At 44.7% G+C, this 15663-nt stretch carries 14 protein-coding genes; 6 read left to right on the top strand and 8 right to left on the bottom strand.

The window, feature by feature from the left end:
• The first annotated feature begins 124 nt into the window (after positions 1-124).
• Genes ADU22_RS16855 through ADU22_RS16845 form a run of 3 tightly spaced genes read left to right on the top strand, consistent with a single transcriptional unit; the run spans position 125 to position 2701 of the window.
• A complete protein-coding gene (locus ADU22_RS16855) occupies positions 125-1123 on the top strand; it encodes an ABC transporter ATP-binding protein (protein ID WP_053363201.1) in 999 nt (332 codons plus the stop codon).
• Positions 1120-1911 carry an ABC transporter permease gene (locus tag ADU22_RS16850; protein ID WP_053363200.1) on the top strand — a complete coding sequence of 264 codons (792 nt, stop codon included), beginning with the start codon at positions 1120-1122 and terminating at the stop codon, positions 1909-1911. Before ADU22_RS16855 ends, ADU22_RS16850 begins: the two co-directional genes overlap by 4 nt.
• Positions 1912-1915: 4 nt before the next feature.
• A complete protein-coding gene (locus tag ADU22_RS16845) occupies positions 1916-2701 on the top strand; it encodes an ABC transporter permease (RefSeq protein ID WP_053363199.1) in 786 nt (261 codons plus the stop codon).
• A 53-nt stretch (positions 2702-2754) separates the two neighbouring features.
• Here ADU22_RS16845 and pdxR read toward each other — a convergent pair whose 3' ends face one another.
• Positions 2755-4119 (bottom strand): MocR-like pyridoxine biosynthesis transcription factor PdxR, encoded by a 1365-nt coding sequence (gene pdxR / locus ADU22_RS16840; RefSeq protein ID WP_053363198.1) that lies wholly within the window; start codon positions 4117-4119, stop codon positions 2755-2757.
• A 90-nt stretch (positions 4120-4209) separates the two neighbouring features.
• Here pdxR and ADU22_RS16835 point away from each other — a divergent pair, with 90 nt between their 5' ends.
• The gene (locus ADU22_RS16835) at positions 4210-4782 is read left to right on the top strand and encodes a GNAT family N-acetyltransferase (RefSeq protein WP_053363197.1); all 573 of its coding nucleotides are present in this window, start codon (positions 4210-4212) and stop codon (positions 4780-4782) included.
• 139 nt (positions 4783-4921) lie between these two features.
• Positions 4922-6064, top strand: a complete 1143-nt coding sequence (locus ADU22_RS16830) for an NADH-dependent flavin oxidoreductase (protein ID WP_053363196.1) — start codon at positions 4922-4924, stop codon at positions 6062-6064.
• Positions 6065-6196: 132 nt separating this feature from the next.
• On the opposite strand, the gene ADU22_RS16825 is transcribed toward ADU22_RS16830, so the two are convergent.
• The 5 genes from ADU22_RS16825 to ADU22_RS16805 form a co-directional block, all read right to left on the bottom strand.
• Entirely contained in the window at positions 6197-6607 is a 411-nt protein-coding gene (locus ADU22_RS16825; protein WP_053363195.1) for a Spx/MgsR family RNA polymerase-binding regulatory protein, read from the bottom strand.
• A 45-nt stretch (positions 6608-6652) separates the two neighbouring features.
• Positions 6653-7270 carry a TetR/AcrR family transcriptional regulator gene (locus ADU22_RS16820; protein WP_053363194.1) on the bottom strand — a complete coding sequence of 206 codons (618 nt, stop codon included), beginning with the start codon at positions 7268-7270 and terminating at the stop codon, positions 6653-6655.
• Positions 7271-7407: 137 nt separating this feature from the next.
• Positions 7408-8568, bottom strand: a complete 1161-nt coding sequence (locus tag ADU22_RS16815; protein WP_053363193.1) for a DUF4317 domain-containing protein — start codon at positions 8566-8568, stop codon at positions 7408-7410.
• A gap of 169 nt (positions 8569-8737) precedes the next feature.
• Positions 8738-9502 carry a hypothetical protein gene (locus tag ADU22_RS16810; protein ID WP_053363192.1) on the bottom strand — a complete coding sequence of 255 codons (765 nt, stop codon included), beginning with the start codon at positions 9500-9502 and terminating at the stop codon, positions 8738-8740.
• Complete coding sequence (locus ADU22_RS16805) at positions 9489-10508, bottom strand: hypothetical protein (RefSeq protein ID WP_053363191.1); 1020 nt, start codon at positions 10506-10508, stop codon at positions 9489-9491. Before ADU22_RS16805 ends, ADU22_RS16810 begins: the two co-directional genes overlap by 14 nt.
• Before the next feature lie 376 nt (positions 10509-10884).
• Between ADU22_RS16805 and ADU22_RS16800 the strand changes: the two genes are divergently transcribed.
• The gene (locus tag ADU22_RS16800; RefSeq protein WP_053363190.1) at positions 10885-13932 is read left to right on the top strand and encodes an efflux RND transporter permease subunit; all 3048 of its coding nucleotides are present in this window, start codon (positions 10885-10887) and stop codon (positions 13930-13932) included.
• A 106-nt stretch (positions 13933-14038) separates the two neighbouring features.
• Here the strand turns inward: ADU22_RS16800 and ADU22_RS16795 are convergent, their stop codons facing one another.
• Positions 14039-14551 (bottom strand): cell wall hydrolase, encoded by a 513-nt coding sequence (locus ADU22_RS16795; RefSeq protein WP_053363189.1) that lies wholly within the window; start codon positions 14549-14551, stop codon positions 14039-14041.
• 113 nt (positions 14552-14664) lie between these two features.
• Positions 14665-15528 carry a hypothetical protein gene (locus ADU22_RS16790; RefSeq protein ID WP_053363188.1) on the bottom strand — a complete coding sequence of 288 codons (864 nt, stop codon included), beginning with the start codon at positions 15526-15528 and terminating at the stop codon, positions 14665-14667.
• Positions 15529-15663: the final 135 nt, after the last annotated feature.

Genomic DNA, 15663 nt, shown 5'->3' with positions numbered 1-15663 from the left:
CCTTTCCACGGGAAGTTCCTGGAGCTTTCGCCATTCTCGCTTGCCTGAATACGGCACCAGGAGTAAAATTAAATTTTGTGTATTATGCAATTACAGAATATAAGAAAGTCTCAGGGGGATACAAATGAACGTTATCGAAGTTCACAATTTGAGAAAAGAGTTTAAGTCATTTTCAAGCCGCCCTGGGTTGACCGGGGCTTTTCGGGACTTGTTGACAAGGAATTACAAGGTGCATGCAGCCGTCAATGATATTTCCTTAACCGTTAAACAAGGTGAAATGGTCGGTTACATCGGCGAGAATGGAGCAGGAAAATCAACGACGATCAAAATGCTGACAGGCATCCTTACGCCAACGTCAGGGTCGATTGTGGTAAACGGCATGGACCCGCATAAAGAACGCGAAGAGTTTGTGAGGACAATTGGCGTTGTGTTCGGACAGCGATCCCAGCTATGGTGGGATATTGCCGTTCAAGAGTCCTTCCGGTTGCTGAAGAAGGTTTACCGTGTTTCAGACGCAGACTATGCTCAGCATATGGGGCATGTGATTGAAACACTTGAAATTGGGCCTTTGCTCGATAAACCGGTCAGAAAGCTTTCATTGGGGCAGCGAATGCGCTGTGAACTGGCTGCGGCGCTCATCCACAATCCTCCGCTCCTTTTTCTGGACGAGCCGACGATTGGCCTGGATGTACTTGTAAAATTAAAAATCCGTGAATTCCTAAAGGAAATTAATGAACAGTATAAAACCACCATTCTATTGACCACACATGACCTGACCGATATAGAAGCACTTTGTGAACGGGTCGTTCTATTGGATGAAGGAAAAATCATCTATGACGGAAAGCTCAGCCAGCTGCAAACATCAGCGGTTGAAGGGAAGCAAGTGGAATTTGAATTTCTTGCGGAAGTGGACAGCAGCAGTCTTCCCGGCATGTCAAAGGTAACTTGGGAGCATAAGGATGGTGCTGCATGGCTGGCGAATGTCAATGGAGATGAACAGCTGGTGTCACAATTGATCAGTGAAGTCGTAAAAAGCAATCCAATTAAAAATGTAAGAATTAATGAAATATCGACTGAAGAGATTGTCCGGAAGATATATGAAGAAGGAATGACCATCAGATGAGCATGTATATGGAAATGATCCGCATCCGCTTTTTAATGATGCTTGCTTACCGGACGAACTATTACAGCGGAATCCTCATATATAGCATCAATATCGGCGCCTACTATTTCCTATGGTCGGCGATTTACGGAGGAAAGGAAGAGATCCAGGGACTATCCGTCCTGCAGATGACGACGTATGTTGCGGTTGCCTGGATGGCCAGGGCTTTTTATTTTAATAATATCGACCGTGAAATCGCTGCTGAAATCCAGGATGGAAAAGTGGCGATTGAAATGATCCGCCCTTATAACTACCTGGGCATGAAAACGATGCAGGCTTTAGGAGAAGGAATTTTCAGGCTGTTTTTCTTCTCCGTCCCGGGCATGATCATTGTTGCCCTGCTCTTCCCTGTCAGTTTTTCTGCCAGCCTGGCAACATGGATGTTTTTCTTTGTGTCGCTGCTGTTCAGCTTTGTCGTGAACACGCAAATCAACCTGCTGACGGGGATTATGACCTTCTTTTTATTTAATAACACAGGTTTGATTCGGGCCAAGCGTGTTGTGATTGATTTGTTCTCGGGCCTTCTGCTCCCTGTTTCCTTTTATCCTTTATGGGCACAGGACATTATGGGATATTTGCCGTTTCAGGCAATCAGCTATATTCCAAGCATGATTTTTACCGAAGGCTTTGCGGGACAGGAGATCTATCACGCTCTAATCCTGCAGGCAATCTGGGCCCTGATTCTGCTAATGCCTATTCAGATGCTGTGGCTGCTGGCAAAAAAACAATTGATTGTGCAAGGAGGCTAAGGACGTGTTTTACATTTCAATCTTTTTTCAATATGCCTCCCAATATTTAAAAACAAGATTGGCTTATCGGGTCGATACGCTGATCGAAATACTTTCGGACCTTTTGTTCCAGGCTGTGAACCTCGTTTTCATCCTGGTGGTATTTGGCCTCACCTCTCAATTGGGCGGGTGGAACCGCGAAGAAATTATTTTTATCTATGGATTCTTTCTCGTTCCCTATGCGCTGTTTTCTTCCTTTTTCAATATTTGGGACTTTAATGAACGCTATATTGTCAAAGGAGAAATGGACAGGGTCCTGACACGTCCGGTGCACAGCCTGTTCCAGATTATTATGGAACGCATGGAGCTGGAATCCTTATTTGGGGTGATAACCGGACTGGTGGTGATGGGTTATGCCGGAGAGAACCTGGGTTTGGCGTTTGCCTGGTATGATGTGTTCCTGTTCATTGCCATGGTTGTGGGCGGTGCTCTTATTTATGCCGGTATTTTCATTTCCATTGCCACCATCGGCTTCTGGTCGGACAGCCGGACTGATATTATGCCGATGATGTATAATATCAGCAACTATGGACGATATCCGGTTAATATTTATCATAAAATCATTCGTTTTGTCCTGACCTGGATTCTGCCATTTGCATTTGTCGGCGTTTATCCTGCTGCCTACTTCCTTAATAAACAAGAATGGTTTGGATATGCCTTTTTCACTCCTGTTATGGGATTGATTTTCTTTAGTATCGCCGTCTTCCTGTGGAACGCTGGAGTGAAAAGGTATCGCGGTGCCGGAAACTGATTCTGTACAAAATCAAAAAAGGCCGTTTCCGGCCTTTTTTTTGTCCTGTTTTCTTAGCTTGTTTTCCAGACTCTTGCCAGAATTTCCACTCCAAGTGGGATTTCGTCCATGGAGGCTGCGCCATAACCGATCATAATATGGTTCCGGGGCTTTTTCAGCTGATACATCGTAGAAGCCCTGTCCAGCACGACACCCGCTTCTTTCGCCACTTCAACAGCATCACTCTCCTCCAATCCTTCCGGCAGCTCCAGGATGATATGCAAGCCGGCTGAATCCCCCTTTATCTTAAATCCCTCGCCCAGATATTCTGTAATGCAATGAATCAGGCAGTTTCGTTTTGCACGATACAAGGTTCTCATTTTGGCAATATGCTTTGCGTAGAAGCCTTCTTCCATAAATCGGGATACAGCCAGCTGGTCGACCCTTGAAACAGTGGACTTCTGGAAAGCATTGAATTCCTCAAAATCATCTGTAAGAGAGGCTGGTATAACCATGTAGCTCATCCGCAAAGACGGGAGCAGCGTTTTTGAAAAGGTGCCAAAGTAAAATACGCAGTCACGGTGATCTAAATGAGACAAAGTCGCAATCGGAGCTCCTCCATAGCGAAATTCTGAATCGTAGTCATCTTCGAGTATGTAGGATCCTTGCTGTGAAGCCCAATTCAATAATTGCATTCTTCGGGATGCCGACATGATTATACCTGTAGGATATTGATGCGCTGGAGTTGTATACAACAGTTTTACAGACTCATGAGGTACACAGCAGCCTTCTTTATCAACAGGGACCGGGGAACAGTTTAGCTGGAGCTGTTCGAACACAGACCTTGCCCTGATAAAGCCAGGCTCTTCCATTCCAACAGCCGGTCGCTTAAAAAACAGGCAAAGATTCAAGAGTTGCTGCTGAAAGCCGCTGAACACATAGATTTGCTCCGGCTGGCACGCAAGGCCTCTCGCCTGCTGCAGATAATAAGCAATCTGGACTCTCAGGGCATCCTCTCCCTGCCATGGCGCATTGGCTCCATCTAAAACCTGCAGCTGTTTTTTGTAAAGCCTTTGCCATTGCTTGTACGGAAATGCTCCGGCATCAACCTGGCCATTTTTAAAATTGATGCCAGTCTCCTTCTTCTGAAAACTTTCCTTTGGCTTGACGGACGGCTTCTCTGCATACTGCCAGTCCTCCTCCATAGCTGAAGCAAAATACCCCTGCCTTTCCACTGAATAGATATATCCTTCGCTTTGAAGCTGCTCGTACGCAAGCTGCACTGTCATGATGCTCACATGCAATTGCTGCGCCAGGTTCCTTTTTGAAGGGAGCTTATGATGGGGCGGCAGACTTTTTTCCAGAATGGATTTCAAGATAGTTTGATAGATTTGTATATACTTGGGACGGTCGTCCGTGAAGATAATCTGTAGTTCCATAATCCACTCCCTGGTATTATCTTTTAACTGATTTTTGGTTATATCCATCATACCAGAAAAGGCGTTTAATAAAATACAAGGAGTGATGAAATGAAACCATTGGAAAACGAAGTGGTCCAATTGCTGCCAATGGAATACAGCCATATTGATGGTCTCTGTGCAGCGGCCCGGGACCACCGGATATGGGAGCATATGTCTGTGGAATTGATGACAAAAATACAGGTTGCTCAATATGTGGGTGATGCGCTCGAGAAGCAGAAAAACGGAACGGAATTTGCTTTTGTGATTGTCAGTAAGCAGAAGCAAAAAATCATTGGTGCCACCTGGTTCCTTGATATTTCAAAGCAGCATGAGCGTCTGGAAATCGGGTCAACCTGGATCAATCCCACCCATTGGCGGACCTCTGTCAATACCAGCTGCAAATATTTATTGCTGAAGTACTGTTTTGAAGACCTTTCCCTCAACCGGGTCCAGATTAAAACAGGCCACAAAAATATCCGGTCGCAAAAAGCCATTGAACGAATCGGGGCAGTAAAGGAAGGCGTATTGCGAAACCATATGATCACAAGGGACGGAAGCATCCGCCATACCGTCATGTACAGCATCACCCGTGAGGATTGGCCCCAAGTCAAACTTCATTTTGAAAAAAACTTACTGCATTAGGCGCCTTTTTCTTTCTCTGTCTTTAAGGAAGATCCTTAAGCAGATGATTTCATAATCCTCCTATTAATTGTTAAGGTTAATATGGTAAATGGGGATAACCATTTACAGGCTACTTGCGAAAAATTGGAGGAACGCATACATGAATGAACAGAATCAGCAGCTATTTTCAAGCTATACTCTTCCAAATGGCGTGGAATTGAAAAACCGGCTTGTAATGGCCCCAATGACGAATTTCTCGTCCAATCCCGATGGAAGTGTCACTGATGCCGAGGTAAAATATTACGCCCGCCGCTCCGGTGGAGTCAGCATGGTGGTCACAGCCTGCACCTATGTAAGTGCAAACGGAAAAGGATTCCACGGTGAATTTGGCGGTGACCAGGACAGCATGATTCCAAGCCTGAAACGAGTTGCCAATGCTATCAAGGAACAAGGTGCCAAGGCGGTCCTGCAAATCTTTCACGGCGGCAGGATGTGCCCGCCGGAATTGGTCCCTAATGGGGAAATTGTCAGTGCCAGTGATATCCCGGCGGAGAGAGGCGGCGCTTCAACCGAAGCTCCTGAAGTAAAACCAAGGGCGCTCACAGAAACCGAAGTGGAAGAAATGATACATGCGTTTGGGGAAACCACACGCCGTGCGATTGAAGCGGGATATGACGGAGTTGAAATCCATGGTGCAAATGGCTACTTGATCCAGCAATTCTTCTCCCCCCACTCAAACCGCCGTGAAGACCGCTTTGGCGGAAGTCTGGAAAAGCGTATGGCCTTCCCTCTGGCAGTCGTGGACGAAGTTCGAAAAGTCGTAGACAAGCATGCCACAGAACCTTTTATTGTCGGATACCGCTTTTCGCCGGAAGAACCGGAAACCCCCGGGATTACGATGGAAGACACACTAAAGCTGGTGGATGTTTTAGCGGATAGAGGCCTGGATTATCTGCATGTTTCACTGGCGGATTTCTTTTCCCAGCCTAGAAGAGGCGTTGAAGATGTCTCAAAAACAAGGATGGAATACCTGCTGGAGACCATCGGCGACCGGGTTCCATTGATTGGCGTCGGTTCAATCTATTCGGCAGAGGATGCACGCAAAGCATTTGGCACCGGAGTTCCTCTGCTGGCATTAGGCAGAGAGCTGATCATCGATCCGGATTGGGTGCAAAAAATCGCAGAAGGTAAAGAAGAGGAAATTGTGACTGAGCTAGACAAAACTAAACAAGAAGAACTTGTCATTCCCGATCCACTATGGAATGCCATTATCAGCACACCTGGCTGGTTTCCGGGAGTATAAAGCACAGGGACGGTTCTGCTGCTTCGAATTTTCGGTAATCCAGCGGCCATTGAAATTCAACTAATATAAAAACCCCTGGAATTTTCACATTCCAGGGGTTTTTCTGATAACCAGGAGCCGCATAGGCTCACTTCATCCTTCTGCCAGGTTAAAATTATTGAGGCGCCAATTCATCCACTGTGATTTCCGGGTTGACCTTGGAAGGAATTGACGTATTTCATCTTCATGATAGCCAATGAGGAGCCTTTTATCATCCACTATGATCGGGCTTTTGAGCAGTCTTGGCTGTTCGTGGAGGATTTCAAGCAGCTCCTGAAGAGACAGCTCCTCGACATCCAGATTCAATTCCTTATATATTTTCGATCGGGTAGCGATGATTCCATCTGTTCCGTCCACCGTCCTTCTTAATATTTCCTGGAGCTCGTTAACGGTAAGCGGTTCCTTGATAATATTGCGGTCAACAAAAGAAATCTCGTGCTTTTTCAGCCACTGCCTTGCTTTCTTTGTAGATTTGCATTCTAGTCCATAGATGGTCAGAGTCATCTGTCATTTCCCTCCTCAGATTATATGTAAGTGCCTAACTATTTCTCAATTTTGCTTGGATATCCCCTGCTTGATCATTTCCAGCATGATGGTGAATTCCTTAATTGCTTCTTCATCAGACAGCTTCTTCATTGTCTTTTCAATAAAGTTGTGAAACGCGATGGCTGAAATAATTTGGAAGATATGTACAATCTCCTGATCATTTTTGATATTCAACCGCTTCCTGTCAATTAACTTCGATATTTCCTTAAAACGCTCTTTATCCTGTTTGGCATCAAACATATCAGCAAATGATTTTTCCACATTATTTGTCGTATACAACATCGCATTTCTTAAAAAATTGCGCTCTTCCTCGTCGGGTATAATGATAAGAAAGTGATGATACAATTCCTTCATGGCTTCAATCAGGTCGCCCTCATGCTTGTTCAGCAAGTAAACAAAACGTTTTTTGCTCTCTTGAAGTTTCTCATCCAATAAAAAGAAATAAAGATCCTCTTTATCGTTAAAATATTGGTAAAAGCTGCCCCTTGGAATGCCAGCGCTTTTGATGATATTCGAAACGGAAGCCTCAAACAGAGGCACTCTTGAAAACTCATGTTCCGCTGCTTCAATAAGTGTTCTCCGCTTTTTGTCTGAGAGATTGAAGAAAGTCTGCTTTGGCACTTTAGCACCTCCAGATATGACAATGTGTCATTTTCCCTGCCTCAATAGTATATGACACATTGTCATAAGTCAAACATTTTATAAAGCAAAGGGACGGTTCCTCTACTTCATTGAAGCAGAAGAACCGTCCCCGTGTTTTATAATGTCTCGGTTTCCAGTTTGAATCCTTCCAGGACGATGTCTTCCTCTACTTCAAGAAGGAGGCACCGTTTACCTTGGAAGTTAATGTATTTCAGGTTTCTTAACTCTTTAGGATTGATAGAGACATCGGCTATTTTCGTGGTGATTTTGATTTTTTTGGGAACCAGGCTTTCTGCCTTGAATTCGTGTTTTTCGTCATCGATCACCGATTTAAGGGCATGCTCGATTTTGGCAGAATCGACATTTTCAACTCCGCTGACATCCAGGATGCGCTCCACATCGCGATAATCCAATTTTGGAGCTTCGCTTTCTTCACTTTCCGCATGCTCGAGGACAATCTTGTCGATTTCTTCATACACATTGGAAATGGTACGCGAGTCCACTTCGTCGCCGATCACATTCTTTAATACAAGTTCGAAAATATCCTTGTCTTCTTCAGCAGTAATCACTTCTTCACAAGTAAGCACCTGTTCAATGAATGCTTCATCCGGCTGGTTGCTTTTCCCGGCGCAGTAGAGGATGCGGTTCACATCGGCCGCATTGTCACTGAAAGCCGGGAAAAGGAAGCCGGACATGGGAACAGCTAGATTAATGATCGGGTCAAACACATTATTAGGTTTGAAGGCTTTTTCAACATAATCGAACAGCAGCGCTTTTTTGGGCTGGTCTGTCTTGTTGAGGCTGCACAGTATGAATGAGTTTGAATAAACTTCATCATCCCCGCCTTCTTCCGATTCCAAATCCCGCTTCTTTGTATGCTTACGATATTCCCCGCGAATGAAAGTCACAACCGTATCAAAATCATAAACGGTATGGGCGAACATTTTTGCGACGATTTCCAGCATATATTCCTTCCAGTCCTCCGTTATATCTGACCTTAAACCTTCATAAAGAATATTCTGGGTGCTATCATCTGCCTCGCGGAGGAACTTAAGCTCAAACAATTTTGAATCAAGGTGTCCAGTCAAAACCTTTTTAAAGTTGCCCAGGAACAGCTCCTGTGCTTCCTGGTCCAGCATTTCAAATGGCTGGCTCATATGATGATATATCTCGCCTGTTTCCTTTTGCACATAAACAGTAAAAATTTCGCGTATGTTCATTTTGGGGTTGTTTAATTTAAACTGCTTGCGGATATCCGCGATATCGTTCTTGTTCATTTCCACCTGTTCTCCCATTCATGCGTAATAAATACAATTCCAAAAACCAAGCTTTGCTCGTGTGTTAACTATAGCAAAGGAAATTTCGATAAAACAAGGATTATTTAACAAGCTCTCTCCATGTGGCCATGGAAAAACCTGCTCCAAACGATAGAGCAGGTCTGCCTCTTCATTTTATAAGAAGCAGGACGAGACTGATAAGGGCAACTCCCTGCCCTATAGCCAGTCCGACCAGCCATTTTCTCATATTCTTCTCCGTTTTAAACCCGGCAGCCTCAATCATCTTCCATTTTTGGTCAAAAACAGTATGGATTTCCCGCTGCTTAAGCTGGACTTGCGAGATCTGCTGCTGCCAATGTTCGGACTCACCCCTGCGGTCCTCCTCCATCCTGTCCATCTGAAGTAAAATGGTATGAAGACGTTCGCTGACGGCATCATACTTCACATTCGTTTTCGATGCCTGCTCGCTGAATTCTTGGGCAAAGACATCCCTGACTTTCTCCTCGAGTTTTCTGAGTTCAGACAGGACCTTTTCTGTTTGGCTGCCGGCAAACTCCTGGTCCTCCCTTAACAGCTCTTTCATCCCTGATAGGAGGTTTTCCGTTTTGACCAGGTAATCCTGGTATTGGCTCTGCCACAGCCCCATCCTGCTTTCCATATCTGCCAGATTTCCGTTAAAGCGTTCCAGACTGGCTTGCTGCGGTACAATTAAATCTTCTTTCACCTGTCCGCTAACCTGGTCAGGAAAGCTTTTCAAATGCTCATCCATTTTTTCGATATATTGATAGACAGCTTCATTCATAGCTGCAATAGCGTCTTCCCGCTCTTTGATCAGCTGCTTAAGCTCGCCATAGAACAAATCGTCATTGATTTTCCTTAAGGATTGAATGGCTTCCTGATACTTCTTCTCCGTGCTCGCATTAGAATTCATCATTACCGATAATCCTTTCTCCCTGCATCAGCATTATTTGGCAGTATTGGTGATATGCCCAGCGTTCTTCTGCATTTGTTTCTTCAGCCAACAGTTTCCCCTGCAATTTTGAGACAGTCTTCACAAACTCTTCCATGAGGATTTCCTTCCTCTCAAGCTGTTCCTGAATTAAAGTATTCCATTCCCACCAGGACCTGGACAGTTTATCCTCAAGCTCCCTTTTCATGCTTTCTTCCAGTATTTTTTGCTCAGTCAGGGTAGCTTTTACTTCCAGCAGTTCCCGCAGCTTTCCTTCATTCAGGTCAAGCAGCTTCTGCATTTCCAGTGTCCTTTTTTCATTGTCCTCCCGAAGCTGGTTCAGATAATATTCATAGGCAATCCGGCTGTTCATTTTTAATGTATCTAGTACATTGTGGTAATCTTTTTTGAAGTTAAGCGGATTGACGTATTGATCCAGACCATGTCCATGTTTTAAGGATAGGCGGCTGACTGGAGGGGTCGTGAATGGCCCGGTATGGTCTGCATTCCATATATTCATAATCTGCTGTTCATAAAATTGAAGCATCTTTTCTTGTTCCTTTTTGAAGCTATCCCGAAGCCGTGAAATTTTCCTATCCTTGAAAGCCACTTGGCTATTTTTATCATCCCAGGCAAATCTGTCCTGAATATTTGGCTCATATTCCTCAAAAAGAAAATCTTCTATCCATTCAAGTTCTGATTTACAGCTTTTTAACTCGCTTTGCAAGGTGCTTAGAGTGACAGATAACGCTTGCAGGCTCTGTTCTTTTTCCAGGATACTCTGCTCCAGCTCCTTCAATCTCTTTGCCATGCATTCCAATTCAAGTGACAGTTCCTTCAGTTCATGATCCTGTTTATCTTTTAATTGAAGGATAAGATTCTCCGGATCCTGCTCAGACATGCCCTCATCATCCAGACCGAGGCGTCGGATTGCTGCGGAAATCCATTTATCCTTCTTTTCCTCCAGCTCAGCAAGCAAAACGGTGATCATCTCTTCATCCCTTTATTCAATAATTGTTGTCATTTTGTAAAATACCAGACTTGCTTAATATCTTTCATATTACCAACTAACGAGCTGGAAAAAAAGGGCCAACATGGACAAATATTCTTAAGATGCAACCTCCGCCTTAAGTCTTACCTGGAAATCTGACTTAGGTTCGTTAATGAAAACTTTTTTGTGGATTATGATGAATCCAACTCCATTGACTGTTACTCTTCTAGTGTTTTTCCGTCCTAAATAACGAAAGGTTTTAGAGCAAGCCGCGCTTTAATGGTTATTTTTTCCTGGGAATGAAGGTATAATTACTCTCGGGGGCTGGTGGTTAAAAATGATCAGCAAAAATTTAGAAGGATGAAGGTGTTAGGGTATGGGTTTGTTGAGGTTTATTGTACAAAGAAAAATTCTTGTCATGCTGACGGTGGTGCTTATACTGATATTCGGGATCAATGCCGTATTTAAGCTTGACAAGGAATTGATGCCATCGGTAACGATGGACGGTGCCTTTGTGGAAATCAATGCAGGAGAAATGTCAGCCGTTGAAGTGGAGAGAACAATAACGACACCGTTGGAGAAAAAAATACAGGGCATTGACGGTGTTGAGCAAATCAGCTCCACAACCACCATTGGCCGGGTGAATATGCAGCTCAATTTTGAAAGCGGCAGAGGTGATGACGTTTTTAAAGAAGTTGAACAGATGGTCAGCGCTGAGCGAGCAGAAAACTCCATGATCAAAGACGCTCAGTCAGGTCAGTATGGAGGAAATCAGAGCTATGAGTTTTACATGGATGTTTCCGGTAAAAACATGCAGGAAATCACCGATTTTGCTAAAAATATCCTGGAGCCCCGCCTGGAGGAACTCCCGGAGGTAAGGGATGTTGCCTTGGCTGGTGTGCTGGAACATGAGGTTTCCATCCAGTTGGACCGGGACAAAATGGCTGAAAAAGGTCTTGATGCCTCCCAGATTATAGGGGCGATTCAGCAGGTGAACAATGAAGCCACAATCGGTGAGTTCAGCAAGGATGCCGGCTCTCCTTCCTTGCGCTGGAATACGAAGCTTGAGAGTGTGGAGGATGTAAACAACATCCGGGTCGCTTCACAATCAGGATTTGTTCCATTGAAGGAAGTGGCCGATGTTTCCATCCAGCCTGTGAAAAACTCCTCCTTTGTCTGGAAAAATGGAACCAAGGACTTTATATTTATCCAGGTTGGCCGCACGTCTGATGTTACCCAAATCGAAATGGCCGATGCTGTCCGGGAAGAAATTAAGAACATCCGGAATGAAGGGCTGGTCAAAGGATTTGAATTGAATGAAATGGTTGCTCAGGCTGACTATGTCCAGGAATCCATTGACGGCGTTACAAGCAACATTCTAATCGGCGGAGCCATCGCAGTGGCCATCCTTCTGCTGTTCCTCCGCAATATCAGAGCCACTTTCATCATTGCTTTGTCAATCCCCACCTCGGTCCTGCTCACCTTCGCCACAATGTGGGCTCTCGATTACAGCATGAATATATTGACCCTGATCGGACTGGGACTTGGAATCGGGATGATGGTCGATTCCGCCATTGTCATCCTTGAGAGCATCTATCGCAAGAAAGAGCAAGGCATTGCTAAATTGGAAGCTGTGCTGCAGGGGACTAAAGAGGTAGCCACTGCTGTATTCGCTTCGATGCTGACGACGATTGTCGTGTTTCTTCCGATTGGATTGCTAGGCGGAGACATGGGTAAGTTCATGATCATGCTTTCAGCTGTCGTCGCTATCACACTGATCAGCTCGGTCCTGGTGTCATTCACCCTCATCCCGTCGCTGGCAGAAAACTATCTGAAATTGCGTACAGCCAGAAAAAAAGACAAGGAAGGCCCTTTTTTGCAAGCCTACAGCTCGGTTGTCTCATGGACCATTAAAAAGAAACGCCACAGCCTTGCCGTTATCGGCGTCTTCATTCTAATGTTTGCCGGGTCGTTAGCGCTTTTGCCAAAAATTCCGATGACCGTCATGCCTGATGTGTTCAACCGATATGCAGAGCTGATGGTGAATCTGGAAACCGGATTATCGCTTGAAGAAAAAGAGGAGGTTGTCAGGAATATCAACCAGGCCCTGGAAACCGTACAAGATGTGGAATCCAATTATATCCTGGATAATGGCGGGATGATGTACACGATCATTAATATGACCAAGGATGACAATATTACCAGGGAACAAAAAGAAGTCAACGAAGAGATTCTCAAAGTATTGCGTGACTTGGAAAAAACGGAGCCGATTGAAAGTGTCGCCAGTGCAATGGACGGCGGCGGGGGCTTCCCGGTTCAAATCCAAATTAAGGGAGAGGATTTTAAAAGTCTTCAAGAAACTGCAGACCTTTTTATCACCGACCTTGGCGAGATCGAGGGCATTGTCGGAATTGCCAATTCAATCAAGCGGACCTCTTCCGAAGATGTTGTTGAGTTAAAACGAAGTCAGATTGAAAAAGCGGGATTGACACCGCTGCAAATTAAATCCTTCATCGAGCAAGCATTCCTGGAGGTACCCGCAGGCGAAATGAAGGTGGATGGCGAAATGGTTCCACTCAGCATCAATTGGCAGCAGAAAACCAACTCGAAGTCTTCTCTCCTTGACTTAAGGGTCGCTACGGCTGACGGCGAGAAAAAGCTTGCAGAGTTTATTTCGCTAATAAGTGTGGAAGCTCCAAATGAGATTAACCACATGGATGGAGAACGTTTTCTCTCAATTTCTGCTGATATAAAGGGCCGGGATCTTGGGGCGGTCAACCGAGATGTCCAGAAGCTGATTGAGGAATTTGAAGCCCCTCCCGGGTACACTGTATCGGCTGCAGGCGATCTCAAGCAGCAGCAGGAGCTGATCCAGGATATGATCTTTATCCTGGGGATTGCGATTTTCCTTGTATACTTGGTTATGGCCGTCCAGTTTAATCATCTGGGCCACCCGCTGATTGTCATGTCAATCATTCCAATGACCATTGTAGGCGTAATCATGGGGCTGTTCCTGACCCAGCGCGAGCTGAATGTGATGTCGGGCATGGGGGTCATCATGCTGATCGGGATTGTATTGAATAATGCCATCCTGCTCATCGACCGGACAAACGCTTTACGGAAAGAGGGTCTCCCAGTATCCGATGCACTAGTGGAAGCCGGAAAAAACCGGATCCGTCCTATTTTCATGACGACTCTCACCACGGTAGGCGGTATGCTTCCTTTGGCCCTGGCGACAGGTACCTCGGGAAACTACCAGGCACCTATGGCCACCGTCATCATTTCCGGACTGCTGGTTGCGACTTTGATCACCCTGGTCCTTATCCCTGCAGTTTATCGCCTATTCACCAGTAGTTTCAGTTTTAGCTGGAAGAAAAAGCGGGCTTCAAAGAAACTGGAAGAAAAGCCGGTGGCGGCTAATTAATCCAATTTGGCACTCCTCTATGGATGGTAGTTATCTTTCAAACCATACTCCAAAAGAGCGATGTCTTACCTAAGCAAAAAAGCGCCTTGCAAGCATGGCGCTTTTTTTATATGGCAAATGCATGGTTACCAATTTTTTTAACCACCTGGCGAGTGAAGATCCAATCGCTTGTCGCAGTATCAGGGTTATAAAAATATACCACATCACCGTTTCGTTCATGATCGGCCAGTGCTTCCTCCACCGCTTTTACAGCCTCCTCGGAAGCTGGTTTCTTAATGGAACCATTCTGTACAGGTTCAAAAGCATTTCTTTGATAAATAACTTCTTCCACAGTGTCCGGAAATTGTTCATGTCCTACCCGATTTAAAACCACCTTGGCGACGGCGACCTTTCCAACATATGGCTCACCTTTTGCCTCGGCATGGACCAAACGGGCAAGCAGTTTCTTTTCTTCTTCACCAATATAACGCTTATATAAGGAATCGGTATTTTTCCTGTCGACAACCAATTTTTTATTTTCAACTGCATTGCCTGTTGGAACATGCTCCTTTTGGGCATAAACCGTTTGAGTGCCAATTATGAGTGCAATTGTTAGAAATAAAGCGAAAATCCTATTCATCTTCTTACCTCCTGTTTCATTTTTTAGGATTAAACAGGCCTTTTAACAGGGTAACAGGTTTAGTCAGGCAATACATTAGTGAATATATGGGAAAGCTGGCAGCGGAAATCCTATCATGTTAAACCACCCCAATCTGGATTAAAAGGATAAAACGTCCGAATGCTTTTTCCTTGTGGACACATGAACATTTCAAGGTTGAATGGAAGCCCGTTTAATTTGACAGGATGCGGTTTGTCCTCTGGGAACAGTGCACGCACAGTTCCCATCGCCATCAGACCTTCTGCGCTTAGGCCGACAAAGAAGCCGCAGCGGCTCTTGGAAATGCGGATGAACCTCCTTTTGTGCCCATCATAAGTTTTTAAACGATAGCCAGCTGTCACAATGTAGGGTGCTCCTGGCATTTGCACTTGGAGAGCGCTGTCTTTAAGATCAATCAAATCGCTTTTATGCTCGTTTAAAGCCGGATTATCTTCCAGCCAGTATTTGTACCAAAAGTGGTGTCCGGAGAGCATTTTCCGCTTTTGCTCACCTATGAAAACGTGTTCAAATCCTGAAAGGTTTCTCGCATTATATAAATTGAACTGCCGGAACCAAAGTTGCTGGAGATGTGTGTACCAATATAATTCGGTAAGCGATTTCCGAAGTTTTTTCTGTACAAACTCCCTGGCTAATTGGATAGGGGAAGTATTTATTGCCATGGCCAAAAACTCGCTTACTTCCTTCGACTCCTTTACGGTGTTTTTTTCTTTTCTATATTGGTTCATTGTATAATTGTCAAAAAGCTTTTCAACCAATTGATACGAACGTCTTTTAGAATCAGGGATATAGACCTCCCGGAAAATCCTGTGTCCATGATGCCCTGGTCTATCGTCCACTACAACATACCCTGCAGAATAATTCCGCTCTTTTCCAGGCTCGATTGGCTGAAGGCCATTACTTTTCATATCGGCATCCCAGATGTGTTGGTAAATATCCATATTTACGCCTCCAGGCATAACGATTTATTTTTATTAGACATATTTTCTGCCATCATGAGCATTTTTAATAATTAATCGTGTCAATGGCATATCTATTTGTATTTGTTAAATAGATAAAAGCAGGGTTCTCGGATG

Source organism: Bacillus sp. FJAT-27251, assembly GCF_001273925.1.
GTDB lineage: Bacteria > Bacillota > Bacilli > Bacillales > Cytobacillaceae > Mesobacillus_B.
Note: the sequence above shows the minus strand (reverse complement) of the source record. Positions and strands in the feature narration are given on the sequence as shown.